Source organism: Mesocryomonas lacus (genome assembly GCF_055730105.2).
In genome coordinates, this window is record NZ_JBUZWF020000002.1 from 812,272 (window position 1) to 837,458 (window position 25,187).

At 65.3% G+C, this 25,187-nt stretch carries 26 protein-coding genes; 11 read left to right on the top strand and 15 right to left on the bottom strand.

Annotation, left to right across the window (positions count from 1 at the left end):
• Positions 1–64: 64 nt before the first annotated feature.
• From ACZLZQ_RS08860 to rpsF, 5 genes are all read right to left on the bottom strand, one after another.
• Positions 65–1,549, bottom strand: coding sequence for a replicative DNA helicase (locus ACZLZQ_RS08860; RefSeq protein WP_472931604.1), 1,485 nt, complete (start codon positions 1,547–1,549; stop codon positions 65–67).
• A gap of 260 nt (positions 1,550–1,809) precedes the next feature.
• Positions 1,810–2,385, bottom strand: a complete 576-nt coding sequence (gene rplI / locus ACZLZQ_RS08865; protein WP_472931605.1) for a 50S ribosomal protein L9 — start codon at positions 2,383–2,385, stop codon at positions 1,810–1,812.
• A 38-nt stretch (positions 2,386–2,423) separates the two neighbouring features.
• Positions 2,424–3,392 carry a hypothetical protein gene (locus tag ACZLZQ_RS08870; RefSeq protein ID WP_472949031.1) on the bottom strand — a complete coding sequence of 323 codons (969 nt, stop codon included), beginning with the start codon at positions 3,390–3,392 and terminating at the stop codon, positions 2,424–2,426.
• Positions 3,393–3,530: 138 nt separating this feature from the next.
• Positions 3,531–3,779 (bottom strand): 30S ribosomal protein S18, encoded by a 249-nt coding sequence (gene rpsR, locus ACZLZQ_RS08875; protein ID WP_472931607.1) that lies wholly within the window; start codon positions 3,777–3,779, stop codon positions 3,531–3,533.
• 6 nt (positions 3,780–3,785) lie between these two features.
• Positions 3,786–4,238, bottom strand: coding sequence for a 30S ribosomal protein S6 (gene rpsF / locus ACZLZQ_RS08880; protein ID WP_472931942.1), 453 nt, complete (start codon positions 4,236–4,238; stop codon positions 3,786–3,788).
• A 471-nt stretch (positions 4,239–4,709) separates the two neighbouring features.
• Here rpsF and fabD point away from each other — a divergent pair, with 471 nt between their 5' ends.
• The 7 genes from fabD (at position 4,710) to gmk (ending at position 11,027) form a co-directional block, all read left to right on the top strand.
• On the top strand, positions 4,710–5,645 hold the full coding sequence (gene fabD / locus ACZLZQ_RS08885; RefSeq protein WP_472949032.1) for an ACP S-malonyltransferase: 936 nt from the start codon (positions 4,710–4,712) through the stop codon (positions 5,643–5,645).
• A gap of 56 nt (positions 5,646–5,701) precedes the next feature.
• Positions 5,702–6,439, top strand: coding sequence for a 3-oxoacyl-[acyl-carrier-protein] reductase (fabG, locus tag ACZLZQ_RS08890; protein ID WP_472949033.1), 738 nt, complete (start codon positions 5,702–5,704; stop codon positions 6,437–6,439).
• A 202-nt stretch (positions 6,440–6,641) separates the two neighbouring features.
• Entirely contained in the window at positions 6,642–6,878 is a 237-nt protein-coding gene (locus tag ACZLZQ_RS08895) for an acyl carrier protein (protein ID WP_472931610.1), read from the top strand.
• Between the two features lie 39 nt (positions 6,879–6,917).
• Complete coding sequence (fabF, locus tag ACZLZQ_RS08900) at positions 6,918–8,183, top strand: beta-ketoacyl-ACP synthase II (protein ID WP_472931611.1); 1,266 nt, start codon at positions 6,918–6,920, stop codon at positions 8,181–8,183.
• A gap of 69 nt (positions 8,184–8,252) precedes the next feature.
• Positions 8,253–9,410, top strand: coding sequence for an endolytic transglycosylase MltG (gene mltG, locus ACZLZQ_RS08905; RefSeq protein WP_472949034.1), 1,158 nt, complete (start codon positions 8,253–8,255; stop codon positions 9,408–9,410).
• Positions 9,411–9,480: 70 nt separating this feature from the next.
• Positions 9,481–10,368 carry a YicC/YloC family endoribonuclease gene (locus ACZLZQ_RS08910; protein WP_472949035.1) on the top strand — a complete coding sequence of 296 codons (888 nt, stop codon included), beginning with the start codon at positions 9,481–9,483 and terminating at the stop codon, positions 10,366–10,368.
• A complete protein-coding gene (gene gmk, locus ACZLZQ_RS08915) occupies positions 10,365–11,027 on the top strand; it encodes a guanylate kinase (protein ID WP_472949036.1) in 663 nt (220 codons plus the stop codon). The genes ACZLZQ_RS08910 and gmk overlap by 4 nt, the downstream gene beginning before the upstream one ends.
• 87 nt (positions 11,028–11,114) lie before the next feature.
• Here gmk and rsmA read toward each other — a convergent pair whose 3' ends face one another.
• The 7 genes from rsmA to ACZLZQ_RS08950 all read right to left on the bottom strand — a co-directional run bounded on the left by rsmA (position 11,115) and on the right by ACZLZQ_RS08950 (position 19,000).
• Complete coding sequence (gene rsmA / locus ACZLZQ_RS08920) at positions 11,115–11,942, bottom strand: 16S rRNA (adenine(1518)-N(6)/adenine(1519)-N(6))-dimethyltransferase RsmA (protein ID WP_472949037.1); 828 nt, start codon at positions 11,940–11,942, stop codon at positions 11,115–11,117.
• Complete coding sequence (pdxA, locus tag ACZLZQ_RS08925) at positions 11,939–12,982, bottom strand: 4-hydroxythreonine-4-phosphate dehydrogenase PdxA (protein ID WP_472949038.1); 1,044 nt, start codon at positions 12,980–12,982, stop codon at positions 11,939–11,941. The genes rsmA and pdxA overlap by 4 nt, the downstream gene beginning before the upstream one ends.
• Entirely contained in the window at positions 12,979–13,926 is a 948-nt protein-coding gene (locus tag ACZLZQ_RS08930) for a SurA N-terminal domain-containing protein (RefSeq protein WP_472931617.1), read from the bottom strand. Before ACZLZQ_RS08930 ends, pdxA begins: the two co-directional genes overlap by 4 nt.
• A gap of 95 nt (positions 13,927–14,021) precedes the next feature.
• Positions 14,022–16,388, bottom strand: coding sequence for an LPS-assembly protein LptD (locus ACZLZQ_RS08935; protein WP_472949039.1), 2,367 nt, complete (start codon positions 16,386–16,388; stop codon positions 14,022–14,024).
• Positions 16,389–16,416: 28 nt separating this feature from the next.
• Positions 16,417–17,499, bottom strand: a complete 1,083-nt coding sequence (gene lptG, locus ACZLZQ_RS08940) for an LPS export ABC transporter permease LptG (protein WP_472931619.1) — start codon at positions 17,497–17,499, stop codon at positions 16,417–16,419.
• Complete coding sequence (locus tag ACZLZQ_RS08945) at positions 17,496–18,689, bottom strand: LptF/LptG family permease (protein ID WP_472931620.1); 1,194 nt, start codon at positions 18,687–18,689, stop codon at positions 17,496–17,498. Before ACZLZQ_RS08945 ends, lptG begins: the two co-directional genes overlap by 4 nt.
• Positions 18,686–19,000, bottom strand: a complete 315-nt coding sequence (locus ACZLZQ_RS08950; RefSeq protein WP_472949040.1) for a hypothetical protein — start codon at positions 18,998–19,000, stop codon at positions 18,686–18,688. The genes ACZLZQ_RS08945 and ACZLZQ_RS08950 overlap by 4 nt, the downstream gene beginning before the upstream one ends.
• Here ACZLZQ_RS08950 and ACZLZQ_RS08955 point away from each other — a divergent pair.
• Together ACZLZQ_RS08955 and ACZLZQ_RS08960 are read left to right on the top strand one after the other, a co-directional pair.
• A complete protein-coding gene (locus tag ACZLZQ_RS08955) occupies positions 18,981–20,483 on the top strand; it encodes a leucyl aminopeptidase (RefSeq protein WP_472949041.1) in 1,503 nt (500 codons plus the stop codon). The genes ACZLZQ_RS08950 and ACZLZQ_RS08955 overlap by 20 nt on opposite strands.
• 21 nt (positions 20,484–20,504) lie before the next feature.
• The gene (locus ACZLZQ_RS08960; protein WP_472949042.1) at positions 20,505–20,957 is read left to right on the top strand and encodes a DNA polymerase III subunit chi; all 453 of its coding nucleotides are present in this window, start codon (positions 20,505–20,507) and stop codon (positions 20,955–20,957) included.
• A gap of 18 nt (positions 20,958–20,975) precedes the next feature.
• On the opposite strand, the gene ACZLZQ_RS08965 is transcribed toward ACZLZQ_RS08960, so the two are convergent.
• The 3 genes from ACZLZQ_RS08965 to hemB all read right to left on the bottom strand — a co-directional run bounded on the left by ACZLZQ_RS08965 (position 20,976) and on the right by hemB (position 23,468).
• Positions 20,976–21,752 (bottom strand): arginyltransferase, encoded by a 777-nt coding sequence (locus tag ACZLZQ_RS08965; protein ID WP_472949230.1) that lies wholly within the window; start codon positions 21,750–21,752, stop codon positions 20,976–20,978.
• A gap of 129 nt (positions 21,753–21,881) precedes the next feature.
• The gene (locus ACZLZQ_RS08970) at positions 21,882–22,346 is read right to left on the bottom strand and encodes an RDD family protein (protein WP_472931623.1); all 465 of its coding nucleotides are present in this window, start codon (positions 22,344–22,346) and stop codon (positions 21,882–21,884) included.
• A gap of 99 nt (positions 22,347–22,445) precedes the next feature.
• On the bottom strand, positions 22,446–23,468 hold the full coding sequence (hemB, locus tag ACZLZQ_RS08975; protein WP_472949043.1) for a porphobilinogen synthase: 1,023 nt from the start codon (positions 23,466–23,468) through the stop codon (positions 22,446–22,448).
• A 422-nt stretch (positions 23,469–23,890) separates the two neighbouring features.
• Between hemB and ACZLZQ_RS08980 the strand changes: the two genes are divergently transcribed.
• Together ACZLZQ_RS08980 and ldtR are read left to right on the top strand one after the other, a co-directional pair.
• Positions 23,891–24,319 carry a DUF6163 family protein gene (locus tag ACZLZQ_RS08980; RefSeq protein WP_472949044.1) on the top strand — a complete coding sequence of 143 codons (429 nt, stop codon included), beginning with the start codon at positions 23,891–23,893 and terminating at the stop codon, positions 24,317–24,319.
• 184 nt (positions 24,320–24,503) lie between these two features.
• Positions 24,504–25,013 (top strand): transcriptional regulator LdtR, encoded by a 510-nt coding sequence (gene ldtR, locus ACZLZQ_RS08985; protein ID WP_472931626.1) that lies wholly within the window; start codon positions 24,504–24,506, stop codon positions 25,011–25,013.
• Positions 25,014–25,187: the final 174 nt, after the last annotated feature.

The following is a 25,187-nucleotide window of genomic DNA, read 5'->3' on the forward strand; positions in this document are numbered from 1 at the left end:
GCACTATGCGACGAGAACAAACCGGAAACAAGATGTTTCCGGCATGTGCACGGGGAGGGTTCCGCTACTCGAAGCGTTCCGGCAGATAGCTCTCGTCGGCGAGATCAGTGAAGCGGGTGAACTCGGCCTGGAAGGCGAGGGGGACGGTGCCGGTCGGGCCGTGGCGCTGCTTGGCGATGATCACCTCGGCCTTGCCGCTGGCCTCGCGCATCTCGGCCTCCCAGGTCATGTACTCCGGGGTGCCCATCTTCGGCTCCTTGTTCGAGAGGTAGTATTCCTCCCGGTACACGAACATCACGACGTCGGCGTCCTGCTCGATCGAGCCGGACTCGCGGAGATCGGAGAGCTGCGGATGCTTGTCCTCGCGGTTTTCGACCTGACGCGAGAGCTGCGACAGGCCGATGATCGGCACGTTCAGCTCCTTGGCCAATGCCTTCAGGCCGGTGGTGATCTCGGTCATTTCCTGCACGCGGTTCTGCGAGTTCTTCGACGAGCCCTGCATCAGCTGGAGGTAGTCGATGACCATGACGTCGAGGCCGCGCTGGCGCTTCAACCGCCGCGCCCGGGCCGCGAGCTGGGCGATCGAGATGCCGCCGGTCTGGTCGATGTAGAGCGGCAGGCGCTGCATCGTCTCCGAGCAGGCCATCAGCTTGCCGAGCTCGGTCTCGTTGATCATGCCGCGGCGGATCTTCGAGGATGAGATTTCGGTCTGCTCGGAGATGATACGCGTCGCCAGCTGCTCGGCCGACATTTCCAGCGAGAAGAAGCCGACGACGCCGCCATTCTTGGCCGCGAACGTCCCGTCCGACTGATCCGCCGGCTCGAAGGCTGCCGCGATGTTGAAGGCGATGTTGGTGGCGAGCGACGTCTTGCCCATCGCCGGACGACCGGCGAGCACGATGAGATCGGAGCGCTGCAGGCCGCCGAGCCGCCGGTCGAGGGCGATGATCCCGGTGGAGACACCCGACAGGCCGCCATCGCGGTCCTTGGCGGCGGAGGCCATCTCGACGGCGAGCGTCACGGCGTCGGTGAAGGACTGGAAGCCGCCGTCGTAGCGGCCGGTCTCGGCGAGCTCGAACAGCCGCCGCTCGGCGTCCTCGATCTGCGCCTTCGGCTCCATGTCGAGCGGCGCGTCGAAGGCGATGTTGACCATGTCCTCGCCGATGCGGATGAGGTTGCGCCGGAGCGCCAGATCGTAGATCGCCCGGCCGTAATCGGCGGCGTTGATAATGGTCGTGGCTTCCGCCGCAAGCCGCGCGAGATACTGGGCGACGGTGATGTCGCCGACCTTGTCGTTCGCCGGCAGGAAGGTCTTGATCGTCACCGGATTGGCGATCTTGCCCATCCGGATCATCTCGGACGTCTTGGTGAAGATCTCGCGGTGCAGCGGCTCGAAGAAATGGTCGGGCTTCAGGAAGTCGTGCACGACGTAGTAGGCGTCGTTGTTGACGAGGATGGCGCCGAGCAGGGCCTGTTCGGCCTCGATGTTGTTCGGGGCCTCGCGGTAGAGGGCTGCCTCTTCTTCGTATTTGCGCGCCGCCTCGGCCATGTCCGTCATCCCTCGCCGGTCGGTGAAGAGACGCTTTTACCTATGGTTGGCCGCCGATGTCACGGCCGAATGCGCCGCGCCGGAACACATCCAAGCTGTGCACAGGCGGGGTGGTGCGGCTGTGGAGAAGCTGTGAAAAGGCTTGACCCCATCCCCGCAGGGAACGGCGCCATTGCCGACACCTGGGCTGGCGGCAGCCTTTACGAAAAAGGCCCCGGACGGATATCCGGGGCCTTTTCGATTGTTCGGGAAGCGCCGGCTTAGACGGCTTCGTCTTCGGTGGTCTCGTCGGTGGCCTCGGCCTCCTCGTCGAGCTCCTCCTCGTCGTCGAGGCCGTAGATGGCGTCGGCGGTGGTGAGGTTCTCGCCCTTCGACTGGCGCTCGCCCTCTTCATGCGAACGGGCGATGTTGATCTCGACGGCGACTTCGACGTCGGCGTGCAGCTGGATCATCACCTTGTGCAGGCCGATGACCTTGATCGGCGTGTTGAGGAGGATCTGGTTGCGGCCGACGCGGAAGCCAGCTTCCTTCAGCATGTCCGAGACGTCGCGGGCCGAGACCGAGCCGTACATCTGGCCGGTTTCGCCAGCCGAGCGGATGGTGAGGAAGCTCTTGCCCTCGAGCGTGCCGGCGATGTCGCCCGCTTCGCGCTTGCGCTCTTCGTTGCGGGCGATGTGCTCGCTCTTCTGCGACTCGAACTTGGCGCGGTTGGCTTCGTTGGCGCGCAGGGCCTTGCCGGTCGGCAGCAGGAAGTTGCGGGCAAAGCCGTCCTTGACGCGGACGGTGTCGCCCATCTGGCCGAGGCGGGCGATGCGCTCAAGAAGAATAACGTCCATGGAACTGTTCCTTTCGGGTGTTTTGATTGGGCAGGCGATTAAGAAAGACGCCGCGGGCCGGCAGGCCTGCGTGCCGTTTCGACGAGCCCCAGCACGGTCGCGACCAGCAGGGGAAACGAGAGAAGGATGATCGCCATGTAGGCGGTGAACAGGACGAAGCCGCGATTTCGACTGCCGCGGGTACGGCGGTGAAGGCTGGCGAGCCCAACCAGCGTGAAGGCAGTGCCGAAGCTGCCGGCGACGACCGCAGCCACGATCGCCACGGGCTCCGGCGCAAAGCAGGCGGCCATGGCGAGCGCAAAGATCGTCATCGCCGAGCGCGGCAGGCCGGCGGTGCCGGGGATGTCGTCCTTCGGCCGCGGCAGGCGTCCGGAAAGACGGGTCACCGCGGCGGAAAGGTGCAGGCCGGCGACGAGCACGATCACAAGGATCGCCGGCTGCACGAACGGCATCAGCTTGATGACGAGCTGCGCGAGGACGAGCACCTGCTGCTGCATCGCCGGATCGTTCGACGCATTCATCTGCCCGCCGAGCGCATCGACGAGTTCCGGCCCGAGCGCCGTCGGATTGTAGCCGAACAGCCAGCCGATGAAGACGCAGGCGACGATCGCCGTCAGCGTCAGCGCAAACAGGATGCGGTCGAGCGGATACCAGTCGAGGCCGGGCCGGTCGTTCGCGGGGGCTGGATAGGGGCCGATGGGCGGCGCCTCGTCGGCAGGCCGGGCGAGACCCGCGAGATGGCCGAGGATCGCGGCGGGCAGCGCCATCGAGCCAAGCAGAATAAGGCCGCTGCCATAGGAGCCGGTCACGGCGGCGATGGCGCCGGCGGCGGTGATCGCGGCGAGGAAGCCGATGCGGCTGCCCCAGCCGAGGCTGGCGATATAGATCGGAATAGGGGTGGCGAGCGAGAGGACGATCGCCGTCGTCGACTGAAGAATCAGTCCGGCGAACAGCAAGGCGGCGGCAAAGCCGGCGGCCAGTCCAATGAGGATCGCGGAGGGTTTCATGTCGTCGCTGTCCTGCTTGTCGCAGTTAGGGGCGGGAAAGCCGCCCCAGCTTGGCTGGTCTTATCCTCACCGGTCGCCGGCGGTGAGAGGGCGGCGCGGGCCTCTCGGTCCGCGCCGCGAATCATTCACACGTCGCGCTTAGCGCAGGACGTAAGGCAACAGGCCGAGGAAACGGGCGCGCTTGATCGCCTGGGCGAGGGCGCGCTGGTTCTTCTGCGAAACCGCGGTGATGCGGGACGGGACGATCTTGCCGCGCTCGGAAATGTAGCGCTGCAGGAGACGGACGTCCTTGTAGTCGATCTTCGGGCTATCGCTGGCCGCGAACGGATCGGACTTGCGACGGCGGTGGAAAGGCCGACGGACGGTGCTGGAAGAAGTGTCGCTCATGTCGCGTTACTCCCCTTCAGTTGGGCGTGGGCGGCGCGGACGATCGTCGTCCTCGCGGCGCGGGCGGTCGTCACGGTCACGGCGGGGACGCTCGCCACCCGGGCGGTCGTCGCGGTCGCCGCGGCGCGGACGGTCGTCACGCTTCTGCATCATGACCGACTGTGCCTCATCATGCGCATCGACCTTGATGGTGATGTAGCGCAGGACGTCTTCGTTGATACGCATCTGGCGCTCCATTTCCTGCACGGCAGGCGACGGGGCATCGATGTTCATCAGCGTGTAGTAAGCCTTCCGGTTCTTCTTGACCCGGTAGGTGAGGGTCTTAAGACCCCAGCTCTCGACCTTGCCGACCTTGCCGCCATTGGCTTCGATCACGCCGCGATACTGCTCGACGAGTTGATCGACCTGCTGGCCGCTAATGTCCTGGCGGGCGAGGAATACGTGCTCGTACAGAGCCATCGTTTCGCCTTTCCACAATGAGTTTTCCATGTCCTTGCCCGACATCAGCGGCTAAGCCTCTGCGACTCTCCTGGAGATCCTGGGGATCGATGGAAAGGCGTGTCTTGCGGGACGGTCGAGAGCGGGGACACGGGAAGCGGACAACCTGTCCTCATGCCGGCAAGCCAGCACCTTCCGTTCAGCCCCCGGCTTGAAACCGGGCATTGACGAGGCGGCTAGTAGCGGAATGTTGCGATAACCGCAACAGTCAGCGCATCACCTCATCGGGAAACGCCGCCGCCACAAGGGAAAGAGGATGCTGCCAAGGGTTGGAGGAGGCGGGCGCGGCGATGCGATATTCGCACGATCGACACTAATCCGGACATGGACGGGACATGTCTGAGTAGCCTGAGCCAGACCCGCTCGCCTTGACACATTGCGCCGCTTTCGCCTTCAACACCCCCGACAAAGCCATAATCCTTGGGAGCCACCATGACACTTGCACTGATCTTCCCGGGCCAGGGCAGCCAGACCGTCGGCATGGGGCGCGCCGTCTTCGATGCCTTTCCCGAAAGCCGCGCCGTGTTCGAGGAGGTCGACGCGGCGCTAGGGGAAAAGCTGTCGTCGGTGATCTTCGATGGCCCTGAGTCCGAGTTGACGCTGACCGCCAACGCCCAGCCGGCGCTGATGGCGGTCTCGCTCGCGGTGCTGAGGGCGATGGAATCGCGTGGCTTCGACCTCAAGGCCTCTGCCACCTTCGTCGCCGGCCATTCGCTCGGCGAGTATTCGGCGCTTGCGGCTGCCGGTGCCCTGTCGATTGGCGAGACGGCGAAGCTCCTGCGCATCCGCGGCGAGGCGATGCAGCGGGCGGTGCCGGCGGGCGAGGGCGCCATGGCGGCGATCCTCGGGCTCGACCATTCCGGCGTTGCCGAGGTCTGCGCGGCTGCCACGGCGCCGGGTGAACCGTGCGAGCTCGCCAACGACAATGGCGGCGGCCAGATTGTCATCTCCGGCGCTGCCGCGGCGGTGACGCGGGCGATGGCGCTGGCGCTGGAGAAGGGTGCCAAGCGCGCCATTCCTTTGCCGGTGTCCGCTCCCTTCCACTGCAGCCTGATGCAGCCGGCCGCCGAGCGCATGCGCGAAGCGCTCGACGCCGCCGACATGCGCCGCCCGGTCGTGCCGCTGGTTGCCAACGTGCTGGCCCGGCCGGTGGACGAGCCCGCCGAGATCAAGCAACTTCTGGTCCAGCAGGTGACCGGCCAGGTGCGCTGGCGCGAGAGCGTCGAGTTCATGGTGGGTGCCGGTATCGACAGCTTTCTCGAAGTCGGCAGCGGCAAGGTGCTGGCCGGCCTCGTCAAGCGCATCGACAAGACGGCGAAGACGCAGAGCCTCGGCACGCCCGCCGATATCGATGCGCTGCAGGCCTGATCATCCCTATCGATCGCCGCGCCCAAGGGCCGGCCCCGCAAACTGAGGTAGAGACCATGTTCGATCTGACCGGCCGCAAGGCCCTCGTCACCGGTGCCAGCGGCGGCATCGGCGAAGCCATTGCCCGGGTGCTGCACGGCGCCGGCGCCGTCGTCGGCCTGCACGGCACCCGCCGGGAGAAGCTCGACGAGGTCGCGGCCTCGCTCGGCGACCGCGTCCACGTCTTTCCCGCCGACCTCGGCGACCGTGACGCCCAGAAGGCGCTAGCCGAGACGGTGGATGCCGCCATGGAAGGCGTCGATATCCTCGTCAACAATGCGGGCATCACCAAGGACGGCCTGTTCGTGCGCATGTCGGACGAGGACTGGGACCGGGTGATCGAGGTCGATCTCACCGCCGCCTTCCGCCTGACCCGCGGCCTGACGCACCAGATGATGCGCCGGAGGTTCGGCCGGATCGTCAACATTACCTCGATCGTCGGCGTCACCGGCAATCCCGGCCAGGCCAATTACTGCGCGGCGAAAGCTGGCATGATCGGCTTTTCAAAGTCGCTGGCGCAGGAAATCGCCTCGCGCAATGTCACCGTCAACTGCATCGCGCCGGGCTTCATCCAGAGCGCCATGACCGACAAGCTAAACGACAAGCAGAAGGAAGGCATCCTCGGCGCTATCCCGATGAAGCGCATCGGCAATGCCGACGAGATCGCCGCGGCGGCGCTTTTTCTGGCTTCGAACGAAGCCAGCTACGTCACGGGGCAGACGATCCACGTCAACGGCGGCATGGCGATGATCTGAGTCATAAAGCCGGGCATTGCCGCGGGCGCAGGGGTTCTGCGGCTTGGCCCTTGGCAATCTCCGTGCTAAGCGCACCCGACCGCACCAGTCGAGTCCGTCGAAGGCCCGGCAGACACAAGAAGTATGATGGTGCAAAAGCTTGATTCACCGGCCTTGCGCGTCTAACGAAAACGACGAAGCAAATATCAACAGAGGAATAAATATGAGCGATACCGCTGAACGGGTGAAGAAGATCGTCGTCGAACATCTCGGCGTCGAGGCTGAAAAGGTCACCGACAATGCGAGCTTCATCGACGACCTCGGCGCGGACAGCCTCGACACCGTCGAACTCGTGATGGCTTTCGAAGAAGAATTCGGCGTCGAGATCCCGGACGATGCGGCCGAGACGATCCTGACCGTCGGCGACGCGGTCAAGTTCATCGAGAAGAATCAGTCCTGATCCCGGCGGCGGATCTCCGCCCCGGAAAATGAGTGTTGTATGAGACGAGTGGTCATCACTGGCGTCGGAATGATCAGTCCCCTCGGGACCGGCGCTGGCGTAACCTGGAAGCGTTTGCTGAACGGCGATAGCGCCGCTCGGCCGGTCGACAGTTTCGAGACATCGGATCTGCCGTGCCGAATCGCGTGTCAAATCCCCCGCGGGGATGGGACGGACGGAAGCTTCGATCCCGATCAGTGGATGGAGCCGAAGGAACAGCGCAAGGTCGACGACTTCATCATCTATGCGGTGGCCGCTGCAGCAGAAGCACTCGACGATGCCAACTGGCATCCCGAATCCTACGAAGATCAGATCGCCTCCGGCGTTCTGATCGGCTCGGGCATCGGGGGCCTCCAGGCGATCGAGCGGATGTCGCTGACCCTCGACGAGAAGGGCCCGCGCCGCGTCAGCCCGTTCTTCATTCCGGGCAGCCTGATCAACCTGGCCTCGGGCCAGGTGTCGATCCGCAACGGGCTGAAAGGTCCGAACTCGTCGATCGTCACCGCCTGCTCGACGGGTGCGCATGCCATCGGCGATGCCGGACGGCTGATCGCGCTCGGCGATGCCGACGTGATGGTGGCCGGCGGCACCGAATCGCCGGTCTCGCGGCTGTCGCTGGCAGGCTTTGCCGCCTGCAAGGCGCTGTCCACGAATTTTAACGATGACCCGACCCGGGCCTCGCGCCCATATGACCGCGACCGCGACGGTTTCGTCATGGGCGAGGGCGCTGGCATCGTGGTGCTCGAAGAACTCGAGCATGCGAAGGCCCGCGGCGCGAAAATCTATGCCGAGCTCGTCGGCTACGGCATGTCGGGCGATGCCTACCACATCACCGCACCCGCCCCGGATGGCGACGGTGCCTACCGCTGCATGTCCTCCGCGATGAAGCGGGCGGGGATCCAGGCGTCCGATATCGACTACATCAACGCGCACGGCACCTCGACGCCGATGGGCGACGAGATCGAGTTGCGCGCCATCGAACGTCTCCTCGGGGATGCCGCAGAGGGCGTCTTGATGTCGTCCACCAAGTCGGCGATCGGCCACCTGCTCGGGGCAGCCGGTTCGGTCGAGGCGATCTTCTGCGTGCTGGCTATTCGCGACAATGTCGCGCCGCCGACGCTGAACCTCGAGAACCCGTCGGTCGAGACGAAAATCGATCTCGTTCCGCTGGTAAAGCGCGAGAAGCAGATCGATGTGGCGCTGTCGAATTCCTTCGGTTTCGGCGGCACGAACGCCTCGCTGGTGTTCCGCCGTCTGGTCGACTGACCACCCGTCTTTCGCCACATTCGGGTGGTGCTACCATCGTTTGTCGACCGATCCTCGAAGGGTGATTTCATGACCGACGACATGCGCGGCGGCGACGACCGGAAGATCGTTCCAAGGTCGGCGTCCGAAGCCCTGCGACCCAAGGCCGCCCCGACGCCGCCGCGGCGCTCGCGCGGTGCCCGCAACCAGGTCGTCGTCTTTTTCAACCTCGTTTTCTCCGCCGCGCTGTTTGTCGCCGTGGTCGCCGTCGGCATCGTCGCCTGGGGCAAGTCGGAATTCGATGGCGCCGGTCCGCTGACGGCGCAGGCGACCTATGTGGTGCCGAGGAATTCGAGCCTAGAGAGCATCGCCAACGGCCTCGAGCGCGGCGGCATCATCACCAATGCATCGATCTTCGAGTACGGCGTGCGCCTGTCCGGCGTCGCGGGTGAACTGAAGGCCGGCGAATACGGCTTCTCACCGGCCGCCAGCATGCGCGAGATCATGGATAAGATCCGTAGCGGCGAGTCGGTGCTGCACTCGGTAACCATTCCCGAAGGCTGGACCGTCAAGCAGATCTTCGACCGAGTGGCGCAGGAAGACGTGCTGACCGGCAACATGCCGCCGATGCCCGCCGAGGGCTCGCTCCGTCCCGACACCTACCGCGTCCAGCGGGGAATGACCCGGGCCGAAGTCATCAACAAGATGCAAGCCGCGCAGACCGCCCTGGTCCAGGAAGTCTGGGACCGCCGTGACAAGGACGTTACCGAGGTCAAGGACATCAAGGAGTTCGTGACGCTCGCCTCGATCGTCGAGAAGGAGACCGGCCGCGCTGACGAGCGCTCGCGCGTCGCCTCCGTGTTCCTCAACCGGCTTCGGCTGGGCATGCGCCTCCAGTCCGATCCGACCATCATCTACGGGATCTGGGGCGGCTCCGGAAAGCCGGCGAACGAGCCGATCCGCCAGTCGCACATCAAGAGCGACACGCCCTACAACACCTATGTGATCAAGGGCCTGCCGCCAGGCCCGATCGCGAACCCCGGCCGGGCGGCGCTGGAGGCGGTGGCCAATCCCTCGTCGACGAAGGACGTCTACTTCGTGGCGGACGGCACGGGCGGCCACGTCTTCGCGTCGTCGCTCGAGGAGCACAACGCCAATGTCCGGCGGTACCGCGAGATCGAGCGGGCGCAGAACGCCGCCGCCGCCGCGGGTGACGCCAATCCCGCCGACCCGATCGTCGCGCAATAGGGCGCTGGGCGAGTGCGCATCTCTGCCGAGCCCGTTTGTAGCCGTTAGATCTGAAACGACGGAGAACGGCATGCCCGTTGCCAGCATGACGGGTTTTGCCCGGACCGAGGGCGTTTTCGACGATACCGACTTCGTCTGGGAACTACGCTCGGTCAATGGCAAGGGGCTCGAGCTTCGCCTTCGCCTGCCGCAGGCGCTCGACGGCATCGAGAGCGACATCCGCAAGGCGAGCGGCGCCCGACTGACACGCGGCAATGTCCAGATCTCGCTGAGCCTTCGCAAGACGGACGACGCGCCGGTGTTCCGCGTCAACGAGGCGATGCTCGAGCAGGTGCTGGTGCTGACGGAACGGCTGATCGCCGGCGGACATGCTGTCACGCCGACCGCAGATGGGCTCCTGGCGATCAAGGGCATCATAGACGTCGCCGAGACCGTCGCCGACCCCGAGCGTGACGCTGCCCGCCGTGCTGCCGTGCTCGAAGGCTTCACCCTTGCGCTCGACAGGCTCGTCGCCGCCCGCGAAGACGAGGGCGCCTTGCTGCGGGGTCTCCTCGACCAGCGGCTCGACGAGATGCTGGTGCTCGTGGCTGCCGCCGAGCGCGATCCGGCCCGCAGCGTCGAGGCGATCCGCCGCCGGCTGGCCGGTCAGGTCGAGCTGCTGATCGGGACCGGCGCCGGGCTGGACGCCGCGCGGCTGCACCAGGAAGTGGCGATCATCGCCGCCAAGGCCGACATCCGCGAAGAACTCGACCGGCTCGCCGCCCATATCGATGCCGCCCGAAGCCTGCTCGCCGCGGGAGGCCCGGTCGGTCGCCGGCTGGACTTCCTTTCGCAGGAATTTAACCGCGAATCGAATACGCTCTGCTCGAAATCAAACGCGACCTCGCTCACCGCCATCGGGCTGGAGCTCAAAGTGGTCATCGACCAATTCCGCGAACAGGTACAGAATATCGAATGACCGACACCGCCTCCACCATGCCCCCGGAAATCAAGCGCCGCGGCCTGATGCTCGTCCTGTCCTCGCCCTCGGGTGCCGGCAAGTCGACGATCGCGCACAACCTCCTCGAAGGCGATCCGCGCTTCTCGCTGTCGGTCAGCGTCACCACGCGCCAGCGCCGCGGCAGCGAGATCGAGGGGCGGCACTATCACTTCATCAAGCCCGATGAGTTCGAGCGCCTGCGCCACGGCGACGCGCTGCTGGAATGGGCAGAGGTGCACGGCAACTTCTACGGCACCCCGCGCGAGCCGGCGGAGAAGGCGATGCAGGAAGGGCGCGACATGCTCTTCGACATCGACTGGCAAGGGGCCAAGCAGCTCCAGGAACAGGCGCGTGCCGATATCGTGTCGATCTTCATCCTGCCGCCCTCGATGGCCGAACTGAAGAGCCGCCTGTTCCGGCGCAACGAGGACTCCAGCGACACCATCGCCATGCGGCTGAAGAACGCCCGCGTCGAGATCGAGCGCTGGCGCGACTACGACTATGTCGTCGTCAACCACGACCTGAACCAGGCCTTTGGCGAGGTGAAGGCGATCGTCGAGGCCGAGCGCCTGCGCCGCGACCGGCGTCCAGGCCTGTTCGATTTTACCGCTACGCTGCTCGGCGAAGAGCCGGCCTGAGCGGTCTCCTGCATCGACGATGATGGGACGTTGACGCGTTCCGTAGCCCCCGGGGGCGCAGCCGGGAGGCAGCCCGACGGGTGAGCGTCAGACCAATGCGGCGAGGCGGCAGAACTCCTCGACGCTCAGCGTCTCGGCACGGCGCTGCGGGTCGATGTCGGCTGCCAAAAGGATGCGCTCGCCGCCGAGCGACTTCACGCTCTGGCGCAGCATCTTTCGGCGCTGGCCGAAGGCGGCCGCGGTGACCGCCTCGAGCTTGGCCAGCGGCACGTCGATGGGTGAGGCCAGAGGCCTGATCTGGATCACCGACGAGGTCACTTTCGGCGGCGGCGTGAAGGCTTCCGGCCCGACGTCGAAGAGCATGCGGGAACTGGTGCGCCAGCCCGCCAGCACGCCGAGCCGTCCGTAATGGTCGGTGCCGGGCCCGGCGACGATCCGCTCGGCGACCTCCCTTTGAAACATCAGCGTCAGTTCGGTCCAGACCGGCGGCCATTGCGGCACGGTAATCCAGTCCAGCAGCAGCTGCGTGCCGATGTTGTAGGGAAGGTTCGCGACGATCTTGACCGGTCGCCCTCCCGCGAGCGCGGCGATATCGGTCTTCAGCGCGTCACCCTCGATGATGGTGAGGCGGCCGGGATAATGCGCGGCGACGGCTTCGAGCGCCGCGATGCAGCGGCGGTCCTTCTCGATCACCGTCAGATGCTCGGCACCTTGCGCCAGGATCGCCCGCGTCAGCCCGCCCGGACCCGGGCCCACCTCGATCACCGTGTGCCCGTCATAGGGTAGCGCCTGGCGGGCGATGCGGCCGGTAAGGTTGAGGTCGAGGAGGAAGTTCTGGCCGAGCGCCTTCTTCGGGTCGAGCCCATGCTCGGCCATGACCACGCGCAGCGGCGGCAGTCCGTCGATGGCGCTCACGAGGAGGGCCCGGCGGTGCTGCGGGCGGCATGGTCGGCCATGCGGTCGGCGAGCCGCAAGGCGGCGATGAAGCTGTTCGGGCGGGCGTGGCCGCTGCCGGCGATGTCCGCCGCCGTGCCGTGGTCCGGCGAGGTGCGGATGATCGGCAGGCCGAGCGTCGTGTTCACCGTCTCGTCGAAGGCCAGCATCTTCGCCGGGATCAGCGCCTGGTCATGGTACATGCACAGCGCGACGTCGTAGCGCGCCCGGGCCTCGGGATGGAACATGGTGTCGGCGGGGAGGGGACCGAAGGCGTCGATGCCCGACATCCGCAGCCTCTCGACAGCTGGCCGGATGACGGCCTCGTCCTCCTTGCCGATCGCCCCGCGCTCGCCCGCATGCGGGTTCAGCCCGGCGACGGCGATGCGCGGAAACTCGATGCCCATCCGCGACTTCAGCTCAGCGGTGACCATCTCCGCGGTCTCGACGATGAGGTCGGCCGTCAGGGCGGCCGGGACGTCGACCAGCGGAATATGGATCGTGACGGGGACGCAGGATAGGTCGGGTCCGGTCAGCAGCATGACGGGCGTGAACGAGCGCTGCAGGACGGTGCCGCAGAGTTCGGCCAGATACTCGGTATGACCGGGGTGGCGGAAGCCCGCGTCGTAGAGCGCCTTCTTGTCGATCGGGTTCGTCACCACGGCCGAGGCCGTACCGTTGAGGGCGAAGGCGGTCGCGCGGTCGATCGCCTCGACGGTGCCGAGCGCATTCTGCGGATCGATCTGGCCGGGAAGCTCACTGTGACGGTTGATCAGCGGCAGGACGGGAAGGGCCGTCGCAAAATGCACCGAGGCCTCCTCCGGCCGCCCGATACGGACGATCGAAACGTCGATGCCGAGCCGGGAAGCGCGCGCCGCCAGCATGTCGGGATCTGCGAGGAGAAAGAACACTGGCAGCGGACGGTCCCGCCGGTCGGCATAGGCGGCGAGCGTCACGTCGGGCCCAACGCCCGACGGTTCGCCGATGGTGACGGCCAGAGGCGGCCGTGCGCCGGGTGTCATCGCCGGGTGATCACGGCTTTGTCCCGCAGCGACTTCAGGAGTTTGGCGTCGGGCTCCGACTTGCCCTTCTCCATGTCCTGCGACTGGAAGACCATCGCGGCCGTCTTGTCATCGGAAATACTGCGCTGGTCGCAGACGACGATGTATTCGACGCCGCGCTCGGTCTCTTGCGGCGGCGTGGCGCCGGACGAGGAGATCGCCGAGATCGAATCCTTCCACCGCTCCGGCAGAGCCGGCTGCGGCACGCGGCCGAGCTCTCGCACGGTCACGTCGCGCAGGCCCTTGGCGAACTCGTAGTTCGCGGGGCATGACTGGAAGCGCGAGCGCATCGCATTGGCTTCCTTCATCCGTCCGGCCTTCATCGCGGCGCGCTTGGCCTCGGGAACGACGAAGATCACCTGCTGCAGCGTGTACTCGGTGGTCTTCGGCTTCGTGCCGCCTTGTGCCAGCATCCGCTGCACCGCATCGGACTCGCTGACCCGCCCACCGGCGCCACCGCTGCGCATGCTGGCCTGGACCGCCTGGCCCCAGCCCATCTGGACGCGGATGTAGTCCTTGAACGCCTTCTCGGAGAAGCCGACCTGGCCGAGCACCTGCGCCAGCTGCGCCGGCTGCAGCTTGTTGTCGGCGGCGAACTTCAGGAAGGCAGCATTCACCGCGGTGTCCGGGATGCTGATCCCCAGACGGCGCACTTCCTGCTTCTTGAGGGCTTCCTCGATCAGCTCGTCCGTGGCGGCTTTTGTCAGGTCGCCCTTGACGCGGCGCAGCTTCAGGAAGCTCGTGCGCTGCTTGATGGCGAAGGAGGTGACCGGGTCCTTGTTGACGATGACCGCGATCTCCGACGCCGCCGACGCCGGCTGCGCCAAGCCGGAGACGGCGCCGACGGTGGCGCAGGTCAGCAACAACGCCAGTGCGGACCGCTGGAAGATGCGTGATGCAGTCATGGCGTCTCGGCCTCCGGAATGCTGGACGTGCAGCTGTCTCGAACAATGGGCATGTCGTTGCGCTACATCGCTCTTTTGTCGAAACGATGGTGCCGCTACTCGTCGATCTTATACTTGTAGTCGAAGTCGGCGATCGTCCGGAGCCCGAGCGTGAACATCACCGTGTTCTTCTGAGAGTCGTTGATCTGATATGCGCTCTCGGTGCTGGTGTAGGTCGCCAGCAGGCTGAAGCACTCGTCGAGATAGCCGAGACCTGCGGACTTGCTGATGAGGGTAGAGCTTTCGATGTCGTAGCTCAGCGAGCCATAGGCCGTCCAGTTGGCGTTCAGCTTCAGGTTGCCGCCGGTCGAGATCTGGCTGCGGTCGACCGGCGAGCCATAGATCGGCTGCGCGTCGATGAAGGAGTAGGTCGCGCCGATGCTGCCGTGGCTATTGCTGTAGGCCGTGCTGAGATCGGTCCGGCGCACGTCCATCGTCTTCTCGTCGAAGCGGCCCTGCACGCCGAACTGCAGGCCGATCGGCGTCCCAAGCGTCACCGAGCTCACATAGTCCGATCGATCGGTCTCGAGGCCCGAGTCGAAGCCAACGAGCGCAAGGTCGATCTGGTCGTACGGGTTGTCGCCGGAAATGTGGTAGGACTGACCGATCATGGCGTCGAGCGCATAGCCGGTGGCGAAGGTGCCGGCATAACGCAGGCCGACATTGGCGCGGCTGCCGCCCTCGATCCGGTCGTAGCCGGAGAATTTGTCCATTTCGAACAGGTTGCCGGTGGTGAAGACGAGGCTCTGCGCGTCCTCGTTCGGCAGCTCGCCGGCCTTCGCCTCGTCCGGACGGATGATCAGCTGGCCGATCGGCTCGATGACGTGCGAGGAGTTCGCCGCCTCGATCAGGATGGGATAGCGTGCCTCGAGGGCGGCGGTCGCCATGCCCCGGAAGCCGGAGCCGTCGACACTGGTCCCGCCATCGAACGAGCCCTCATCGCCCACCGACATGTTGGCCTGATAGAGGTCGCCGCGAAGCCCGAGGGAGGGGGTCAGCAGCAGTCCCCCATCGGTCGTCAGCGTCCGGCGCCACTCGGCATTGGTCGAGCCGCGGGTGTAATCGCCTTCCAGCACATTGCGGTTGTAGACGTCCCTGCGGAAGTCGGCGCAGCTGCCGTTGACGAAGAGGCCGGGCTCGCAGATCAGCCCGAGCGCGCCTTCCTGGCGGCGCAGGTGAACCAGATTGGTGTCGATCTCGACCTCGCCGCCGCCGATCGGCGAATCGTTGATGGTCTCGTAGTCGAGCGTCGGCAGGATCTCGGGCTGCTTGTCCTGATCGAGGTCACCCGTGTTGTACTTCGACTGGATGTCGAAGCGCTGGGCGCGCAGATCGAAGAAGCTGCGGTCGCCCAGACCGCTGAGGTAGATCTCGGATGTGTGGAAGGTCTGGTTGAAGTTCTCGATGCCGTAGGTCTGCGAGAAATTCGAATCGCTCTGCGCGAGCACGTCCCAGCCGAAGGTCCAGCGGTCGCTGAGATCGAACCGGCCGGTGGTGCCGACCATGCCGCGTTTGACCTCGCCGAGATCGACGCTGTTGATGTCGAAATTGTTCGGGTCGTTCTGCGAGATGCCGGCGGCCTGCAAGGTGAAGTAGCCGTTGCTGAACGCCTGACGGTACTCGACTTCGCCGAGGAAGCCCTGCTTGCTGTAATAGGTGCCGGCGACCGTCATGTCGTAGCTGTCGGACAGCGCGAAGAAGTACGGCACCCGCAAGCCGTAGCCGAGGTCGTCGGACGACTTGAAGGACGGCGTCAGGAAGCCGCTCTTGCGCTTAATGGTCGGGTCGGCCTGCTGGAAGTAGGGAAGGTACGCGATCGGCTGGCCGAAGAACTCGAACTTGGCGCCGTAGTAGCGGATGACCTTTTCCTGCTGGTCCCAGACGATCTTGCGCGCCTTGACCTGCCACAGCGGTGCGCGCTCGGGGTGCTTCTTGCACGCCTCGCACGCGGTGTAGATGCCCTTCTCGAAGGTCGTGACGTTGCCGCTCTCGCGCACGGCGCCTTGCGCGGCAAAGCGCGTATTGTCGGGCGTCTCGATCCGCAGCGCGGTGATGAAGCCGTCGGCGAAGTCGTCGGTGATGTCGGCGCTGTCGGCGTAGACCTTGTTGCCATCAGGCTGCAGCATCTCGACGTCACCACTGGCGACGAGACGCTTGGTCTGCTGGTTGTAGGTGACCTTCTTGGCGACGAGCTTGTAGCCGCCGTAGTCGATCTGCACGCCGCCGCCCGCCGTCACCAGCGACTTGTCGCGGTCGTAGACGACGGTGTCGGCCTCCAGGAACAGCTGCGCGTCGCTCGGGACCTTCACGGCCGCACCGAGCGGGTTCATCTGTTCCTGAGCGAGAGCCGAGGGACCGCTGGACAGAAGGGCGCACAGCGCCACGCTCGCCGAAAGCGTGAGGTGTCGGCCCGTTCTCACCATGAAGCGCGTTTTCCCCGTCGCTACCATACTAACCATCCTCCTGGTGAAGCAGGATCGTCACCCCGAACAGGCCTGCTGCCAAGACTGGGAACCACGCCGCCACAACCGGTGGAACAACCGAATTGCTTCCCAGCGCTTGCGCGAGGAACGTTACGACGTAAAGCACGAAGCCGGCGGTGATGCCACCGATTATCGTCCGGCTCGACTGCCCAGTTCTGGCAAATTGGATGGCCACCGTCGCGGCCAGGAGGGTCATCGCGACGAACAGCGCGGGCTTGGCCACCAGCGTGTTGTAATGCATCGCGAAGGCCTCGGCATTGTATCCGAGACTGCGGGCGACCTCGATCTTGGAATAGAGATCCCAGATCGGAATGGCCTGCGGGTCGGCGAGCTTCTGCTCGATAAATTCCGCACGCAGCGTCGTCGGCAAACGATAGTTCGCCGGCTTCTCCGGGGAGTAGCCGATCCGGGTCACGGTCGGCGAATCGATCAGCCAGGCATTTTCGACGAGCGTAGCGCTGGGCGCGTCGATACGGTCCCGCACCGTGCCGTCGTCGGCGAGGATGAAGGCGGTCACGCCGCCAAGCTTCAGGCCGCCATCCGACACCGCCTTGGCGCCGATGATCGACTCAACGCCTTCGCCGTTCTGCCGCAGCCAAGGGGCAAGGCCCGTGCTGGATTTGGTCTTGCCGCTGCCGAGCTGCGTCTCGATGTTGGCGGACTGCGCCTGCGCCATCGCCGCCAGCGGATTGTAGAGGAAGGTCGCGGCGGCCCCGAGCAGGATCGAGCCGACGATGAACGGCGCAAGGATCTGCCAGACCGACACGCCGGACGCCCGGGCCACCACCAGCTCCAGCTTCTTGTTCAGCGTGAGCAAGGTGAAGATCGAGGAGAACAGGATGACGAAAGGAAAGGCCTGCTCGATGAAGGCCGGGATGCGGAGCGCCGAGACGAGCGCGATGGTGCCGAAACTGACATCGGCGAAGCGGCCGCGGCGGCTAACCTCGATCATGTCGATGAGGTAGGCGAGCGCGAACACCACCACCAGCGACGAGAAGAAGCTGACGATATAGCGCTTGAAGAAGTAGAGGTTGAGCGTGCGCCGCATCATCGCCGGGTCTTCCCGTCACTGGAGGCAAGCATTGGCACCAGGCCGCGGAGGCTGCGGCCAGCCCGGGCGAAGGCGTCGCCGATCCGGTCGAACAGGCTCAGCTGCGAGATATTCACGTCGAGCCGGAGCAGCATGATGCTGGTGACGATGGAGAACAGCGGCACGAGGTAGATGACGAAGACCAGCCGCGGGTCGCGGTCGACCAGCGACATCGAGACAAAGCCCAGCGCCTTAAGCACTAAGGCGCCGGCCAGTCCGAGCGCCATCGCGATGCCCGGGCCCTGACGGTTGGTGCGCGGCTGGCTCGCCATCACCAGCGCCCAGAGCGCCATGGCGATCGGGTACAGCCAGTCGGACAGCCGCTGCGCCAGCTCCTTGCGGTAGGAATTGGGCTTGGCCTGGAAGTCGGCATCGTTCGGATCGGGGAAGGCGAGTTCGGCGGTCGAGCGTTCGGACGTGCGCACCCAGTCGCCATCCGAAGCCGGCCGGAGGCTGGCAAGATCGAAGGCGTAGGTCTGGAACTGGATGATCGACACCGCGCCATCGGCCGCGGTGCGGCGGTGCAGCTGACCGTCATACAGCAGCAAATACGAGGATTTGTCGCGCTCGAGGATCTTCGCTTCCTTGGCAAAGTAGGTGAGGTCGAGGCTCGGGTCGCGCTGGTCGGAGATGAAAAGGCTCTTCACCGTCGAGCCGTTCACTGCGCCGATGCTGAGGATCATGCCGTCCTGCACTTCCTCGAACCGTCCCGGCTGCAGGAACAGCGTGATGGCATCGGCATTGATGGTCCGGATGCCATCGTAGAAGCCGCGCTGCGCCATCGGTCCCAGCACGTGCGAGATGAACAGGACGAGCATGGCGGCGACGATCCCGAGGTAGAGGATCGGCCGGATGACCACCGCCGACGAGGCGCCGGACGATGAGATGACGGCGCGCTCGCTGTCGGCGTTCAGCGAGTTCAGCGCCTGGACGGCTCCGATCACCACAGCGAAGGGCACGACGCCAGCCGCAAGGTCCGGGATCAGCATCAGCGCGATCCAGAAAATATTGCCGGCAGCCGAGGCGGTAGTGCGGACGATATCGATGCGCTGCAGCGCCTGAACCACCCAGACGATCAGGACGAGGGACGCCAGAGAGCCCAGGCTGAACACCATGGCCCGTCTGAAGATGTATCGTTCGAGAAGGCTCATGGCGTCGTCGTTTCTATGGTCTTCTCGGCCTCGGTCACGGTGCGGAGAGGTTCCCCCCTGTCGGTTCTGATGATCATCCGTGCCTGAGAGTGCAGCAGCTTGGCTAAAGAAGGGCGAACAAGGGTGGTTAACGCACCCTTAACCGGGGTGGTGAGCCTTGCCCAGCCTTGCCAAGCCGGCGCCTGCTTCCATGATAGCGCCTGTGTCCTTTGCACCACGGCTGCCTTAGCGGCTACAAGATGCAACCAGGCTCGCATGCCGGGCGAGCGCTCTCTTCCCAACGGAGTTTCCATGTCGAAGAAACCGTCCATCCAGTTCTCCGCGCTCGCCTTGCCGACGGCAGGCGTTCTCGTCGTTTTCGCCGGGCAGGGCACGGCGCTGGCCGCTTCCGTCCCGGCCGCGATCGGCGATCTCGTCCAGCGGGCGGCGGGAATCGCGAAGTTCACCGGCAAGCGGCTTTCGACCCTCGAACTGCTGGCACCGGCGGGCCTCGATGTCGACCGGATCCTCCTCATCGGCACGCACGGCGAGACGCCGCTCGGCGAGGAAGACTGGATGAAGCTCGGCGGTATCGCTGCCGCCAAGACGAAGGGCGCCGAGGTCATCACGTTATGGTGCGATGCAGCAGGCGCCGCCGTGGACGGTGCATCGGCGGCCGCGTTGGCGGCGGGCGTGATTCTGCGCGGCTATCATTTCGACCGCTACAAATCGAAGAAGCCGAAGAACGGCGACGAGGAAGAGACGAAGGACGTCGCGGAGACCGTGACGCTTGCCGTCAGCGACGCCGCCGCTGCGACCGCTGCCTTCGCGCGGTCCGAGGCGATCACCGAGGGCGTGATGCTCGCCCGCGACCTCGTCAACGAGCCGGCCAACGTGCTCGGCCCGGTCGAATACGCCGCGCACATCTCCGCGCTCGCCCCGCACGGCCTCGAGATCGAGATCCTCACCGAAGCCGACATGACTGAGCTGAAGATGTGGGCGCTCCTCGGCGTCGCGCAGGGTTCGCCGCGTCCGGCCCGCCTCGCCATCATGCGCTGGAACGGCGGCACCGAGGGCGAGGCGCCGATCGCCTTCGTCGGCAAGGGCGTCGTCTTCGACACCGGTGGCGTGTCGATCAAGCCCGCCGGCGGCATGGAGGACATGAAGGGTGACATGGGTGGCTCGGCAGCCGTCGTCGGCCTGATGCGCGCGCTTGCCGGCCGCAAGGCCAAAGTCAACGTCGTCGGCATCGTCGGCCTCGTCGAGAACGCCGTCGACGGCAATGCGCAGCGTCCGGGCGACATCGTCACCGCCATGTCCGGCACGACGATCGAGGTCATCAACACCGATGCCGAGGGCCGGCTCGTGCTCGCTGACGCGCTCTGGTACTGCCAGCAGCGTTTCCAGCCGAAGTTCATGATCGATCTCGCCACGCTGACGGGTGCGGTGATCGTCGCGCTCGGCAACCACAATGCCGGCCTCTTCTCCAACAATGACGAGCTGTCGGAGCGACTGTACGCCGCCGGCAAATTGACCGGCGAGAAGGTCTGGCGCCTGCCGCTCGCGCCGGAATACGACAAGCTGATCGAAGGCAAGTTCGCCGACATCAAGAACGTCGGCAATGGCCGCGCCGCCGGCTCGATCACCGCCGCGCAGTTCCTGCAGCGCTTCGTCAATGACGTCCCTTGGGCGCATCTCGACATCGCCGGTACCGCGATGGGCTCGCCCTCCAACGAGTACAACCAGTCCTGGGCCTCGGGCTTCGGCGTGCGGCTGTTGAACCAGCTGGTCGAGGCGGACTACGAAGCAAAGTAACGCTAAAAAAAGGGGGCGGTCGTGGCCGAAGTGCTGTTCTACCACCTCACCGAAAGCCGTCTCGAGGAGGCCCTGCCGGACCTCCTCGAGAAGAGCCTCGCCCGCGGCTGGCGGGTCGTCGTGCAGGCGTTGACCGGCGAGCGCCGCGATGCGCTGGATCAGCACCTCTGGGTGTTTCGCGATGAATCATTCCTGCCGCACGGCACCGACGCTGACTCCAGCGGCGCGCTGCAGCCGATCCTCCTGACCGTCGACCCGGCGCAGGCCGCCAACGATCCGCAGTGCCGCTTCATGGTGGAGGGCGCCGTGCCCGATTCGCTGGAGCGTTATCTACGGGGCGTCTATCTCTTCGACGGCCATGACGAGGAACAGGTCGCGAGCGCCCGGCGTCGCTGGAGCATCGAGAAGGCTGCCGGACATGCCGTCACCTACTGGCAGCAGACCGACGATCGTCGCTGGGTCAAGAAGGCCTGAGGCAAGGGTACCATCCGGTCATGCAGAATCGTGTAGGTCGTCCTCAGGACTTGGCACGTAGGGCTCCCAGCCTTTCGGCTGCAGGTGCTCCTGCGGCAAATACCGGATCTTGTAGTCCATCTTGCGCGAGCCCTTCACCCAGTAGCCGAGGTAGAGATAGGGCAGGCCGAGCTTCTTGGTCCGTTCGATGTGGTCGAGGATCATGTAGGTGCCGAGGCTGCGCTCGTGCTCGTCGGGGTCGAAGAACGAATAGACCATGGACATGCCATCGCCCATCACGTCGCTCAGCGCCGTGGCGACGAGCTGCCGGTCGGACGAGGCGAGGAAGCCCGAGTCCGGCCCGCGGCGCCTGTACTGGATCAGGCGGGTGTCGACTTGGCTGTCCTCGACCATCATCGCATAGTCGAGAACCGACATTTCGGACATCCCGCCGCGGGCGTGACGGTCGTCGAGGTAGCGGCGGAACAGCGCGTACTGCTCGGTCGAGGGTACCGCACGGTCGACCCGGCCGACGAGGTCGCGGTTGCGCGCCATGACCCGCTTCATCGACTTCGTCGGCTGGAACTGGTCGACAAGAATTCGCACGGATATGCAGGAGCGGCAGCGCTCGCAGGCCGGACGATAGGCGATGTTCTGGCTGCGCCTGAACCCGCCTTGCGTCAGAAGGTCGAGCAGTTCCGGCGCCCGTTCCCCGACGAGATGGGTGAACACCTTCCGTTCGAACTGACCAGCGAGATACGGGCAGGGGGAGGGGGATGTAAGGAAGAACTGAGGTGTCTGCGGATGGGCAGTCATCAGCACGCAACCCTTCCTGACGAGGATCCGTCCCCGTACCGTGTTGTCTCGAGATAATCACAGGAAAGCCAGCTTTGGAACACTGGCTTCACGCGGGGATAGATGCGCGCCGTGCGGCTGCCGGCAAGCCTAGCGGTTGCGAACGACGACCGTCCCGAGCAGCAGGTCCTGCAGCAACTGCTTGCGCGGTGTGAACAGCGCGACCAGCAGCACGAACGGCGTCAGCACGGCGTTCGATGCCCAGAAGATGACGCCATGCAAGATGGCGAGGGCCGGGTCGACCTTGCCGCCGTCGAGCCGCTCCAGGCGGACGCCGGCGAGGCGCATGCCAGGAGTGGCCTGCGATCTGCCACCCATGGTGAAGCCGACATAGAGGATGGCGATCAGCGGCAGGAGGATGCCGTAGAGCAGCCAGCCGAGCCCGAGCGTCAGGATGCCGAGGAGGCCGACCACGATGGCGGCCGGAACCGACAGCAGCAGGATCAGCGTATAGTCGGCGATGAAGCCAAAGATCCGCCGCGAGCGAACGCCATCATACAGTCGCGGCGCGTCGAGATCGGTGCGGCGAGCTCCGTCGATGGTCTGGTCACTCATGGCGGTTCCGGTTTCCTTCAAAAGGCGGCCGACAGGAAGCGGCGGCGTCCCCTTGAGATGGGAAACCCGGCGCCCCGCTTCAATGACGCCTGCGCGGCGCTACTGCCCCTTCAGCATGCGGGCGATCCGCGGCGCGAAGTAGGTGAGCATCCCCGCCGCACCGGCGCGCTTGAACGCGGCGGCGCTCTCCATCATCGCCTTGTCGCCGTCCAGCCAGCCATTGCCAGCCGCCGCCATGATCATCGAGTACTCGCCCGAGGTCTGGTAGGCGAAGATCGGCAGGTTGAACGCACCGACGAGCCGCGACAGGATGTCGAGATAGGGCATGCCCGGCTTGACCATGATCATGTCGGCGCCCTCGGCGATGTCCTGCTCCGCCTCCCGGAAGGCCTCCTCGGCATTGCCGTAGTCCATCTGATAGGTGCGCTTGTCGCCCTTGAGGATGCCGCCGGATCCGACGGCGTCGCGGAACGGGCCGTAGAAGGCCGAGGCGTATTTCGCGGCGTAGGACATGATCATCGTGTCCGCGAGGCCCTCCGCGTCGAGTTCCGAACGGATGCAGGCGACGCGGCCATCCATCATGTCGGACGGGCCGATGATGTCGCAGCCGGCCTTCGCCTGCACCAGCGCCTGCCGGCAGAGCACCTCGACCGATTCGTCGTTGTCGATGCGGTCGCCGCGCAGGACGCCATCATGGCCGTGGCTGGTATAGGGGTCGAGCGCGACGTCGCACATGATGCCGACCTCCGGCACTGCGGCCTTGATCGCCCGCGTGGCACGGCAGACGAGATTGTTCTCGTTCAGCGCCTCGCTGCCGCGCTTGTCGCGCAGCGCGTTCTCGGTGAAGGGAAACAGCGCGACGACGGGAATGCCGAGGTCCCGCGCCTCCTTGGCCGCGTCGACGCTGCGCTCGACCGAGAAACGCACCACCCCCGGCATGGAGGGCACCGGCTCGTCGGGACCGCCGCCCTCGCGCACGAAAATCGGCCAGATCAGGTCGCTGGCGCCGACGGACGTCTCTCGCACCAGACGGCGCGACCATTCGCTCTGGCGCATGCGCCGAAGCCTGAGCCCGCCGGTCGCCGCATCGATGCGGGCGCTTACCTTGCTGCTGTCTGACATGAGGGAAATCCGGGTCCGAGGATAAAGTCGCGGCTTGCCCAAGGTCGGCCGACGGCTTTTGAGATTAGATGTCTTCTAAAGCATACCGGGGTCCGGCATCAACGCCTGCACCGGAAAGCGGTGCAGGCATCAACGCCTGCACCGGAAAGCGGTGCGGATCGGCCGGCTGCCGGAGGGATAAACCCGAGTGCCACCGGGCGATGTGATTGACCCCCTCGTCAGCGGACCTTAGCGTTGGCGTTGGCGTTGGCGTTGGCGGATCCTCCTCCTGCCGGTATCCGTGTGCCGACCTTTCGCCACGGGAGCGTCACGCGGATTTGTCGCCCAGAGTTAGTCACCGCTTGATCGGCGGACGACCACGTCTTCCTAGTTTGTCAGCATGCGCACGACGACGAACCGCACCTTCCGGGAAACCACGCTGCATGACCATCGCCGTCCCGCCCGAGGAAAAGGCCGACAGGCTGAACCGACTGCTCACGGTCACGCTGCTGCGAATCGCCGGCGTCTGTCTCTTCCTGCTCGGCGTCGAGACCTGGATCCGTCTCGTCGGCATTTATGACGGGCCGCTCTACCGCTTCGACCTGATGCCGCTCTGGTGGAAGATCGCGGCGCCGGCTCTCGCCGTCCTCTATCCCGTTGCAGGGGTCGGACTCTGGATGGCCGTCTCGTGGGGCGCCGTCACCTGGGCGATCGTCGCCGCGGTGGAAATTATCATGCACGGCGTCTTTCCCGAGCTGTTCGGCGGCGTGACGCTCCTCGTCATCTTCCACATTTCCGGCTTGTCCATGCTCCTCGTGCTGCGGCTGATCGACTGGTGGGTTACCCGCCAACGCCTGCTCCGCCGAGGTTAGCGTCAGTTTGAACAAATCGGTAAGCATTCCCCGGGGAATTCATTAAGCAAGAGGGGCGATGCTGCCGAGGTAAGATCACATTAAGCCTGCGTTTTAATTCGAATTTTAGGCGCGCTGCCTATTGTTGGTCTCAAGATGAAGCCGAACGAGAGCACTCATCAAAAGCAACAGCGGAGCCTATACTATGAACACCCAGATCAAGCACGACGTCGACGCCCAGCCGGAACAGAAGATCGAACTGAAGTCGCTCTACCTGGAAACCGTCCAGCTGGTCGAGCGCCTGCACCGTCGCCTGCTCGACGTGATCAAGGACGAGTTCGAGCGCAGCGGCCGCACCGACATCAACGCCGTCCAGGCGCTCCTGCTCTTCAACATCGGCGACTCGGTCCTCACCGCCGGCGAGCTTCGCTCGCGGGGCTTCTACCTCGGCTCCAACGTTTCCTATAACCTCAAGAAGCTTGTCGACCTCGGCTTCATCGACCATCAGCGCTCGCGGGTCGACCGCCGCGCCGTCCGGGTCCAGCTAACCGAGACCGGCACCGAGATCGCCGCCAAGGTGGCAGAACTCTACGACCGGCACATCGGCTCGATCGACAAGGTCGGCGGCCTCGACGAGCAGGAGTTCACCAAGATGAACAAGTCGCTGCAGCGTCTCGATCGGTTCTGGAACGACCAGATCCTGTATCGCCTCTAGGCTTTTCGACGGTCCGCTCTCGTTCGGCGACCTGATCACCTTGACGGCATCAGATCAAGGCCTCGTGACCCCAGCGGGACACGGGGCCTTTTCGTTGCGTAAAAGCCGCACCAGTCGTTGGGAAGTACTTGTAGAGGCCGGCGAATCCACGCTTTGGCCATATTGCCGTGTCGA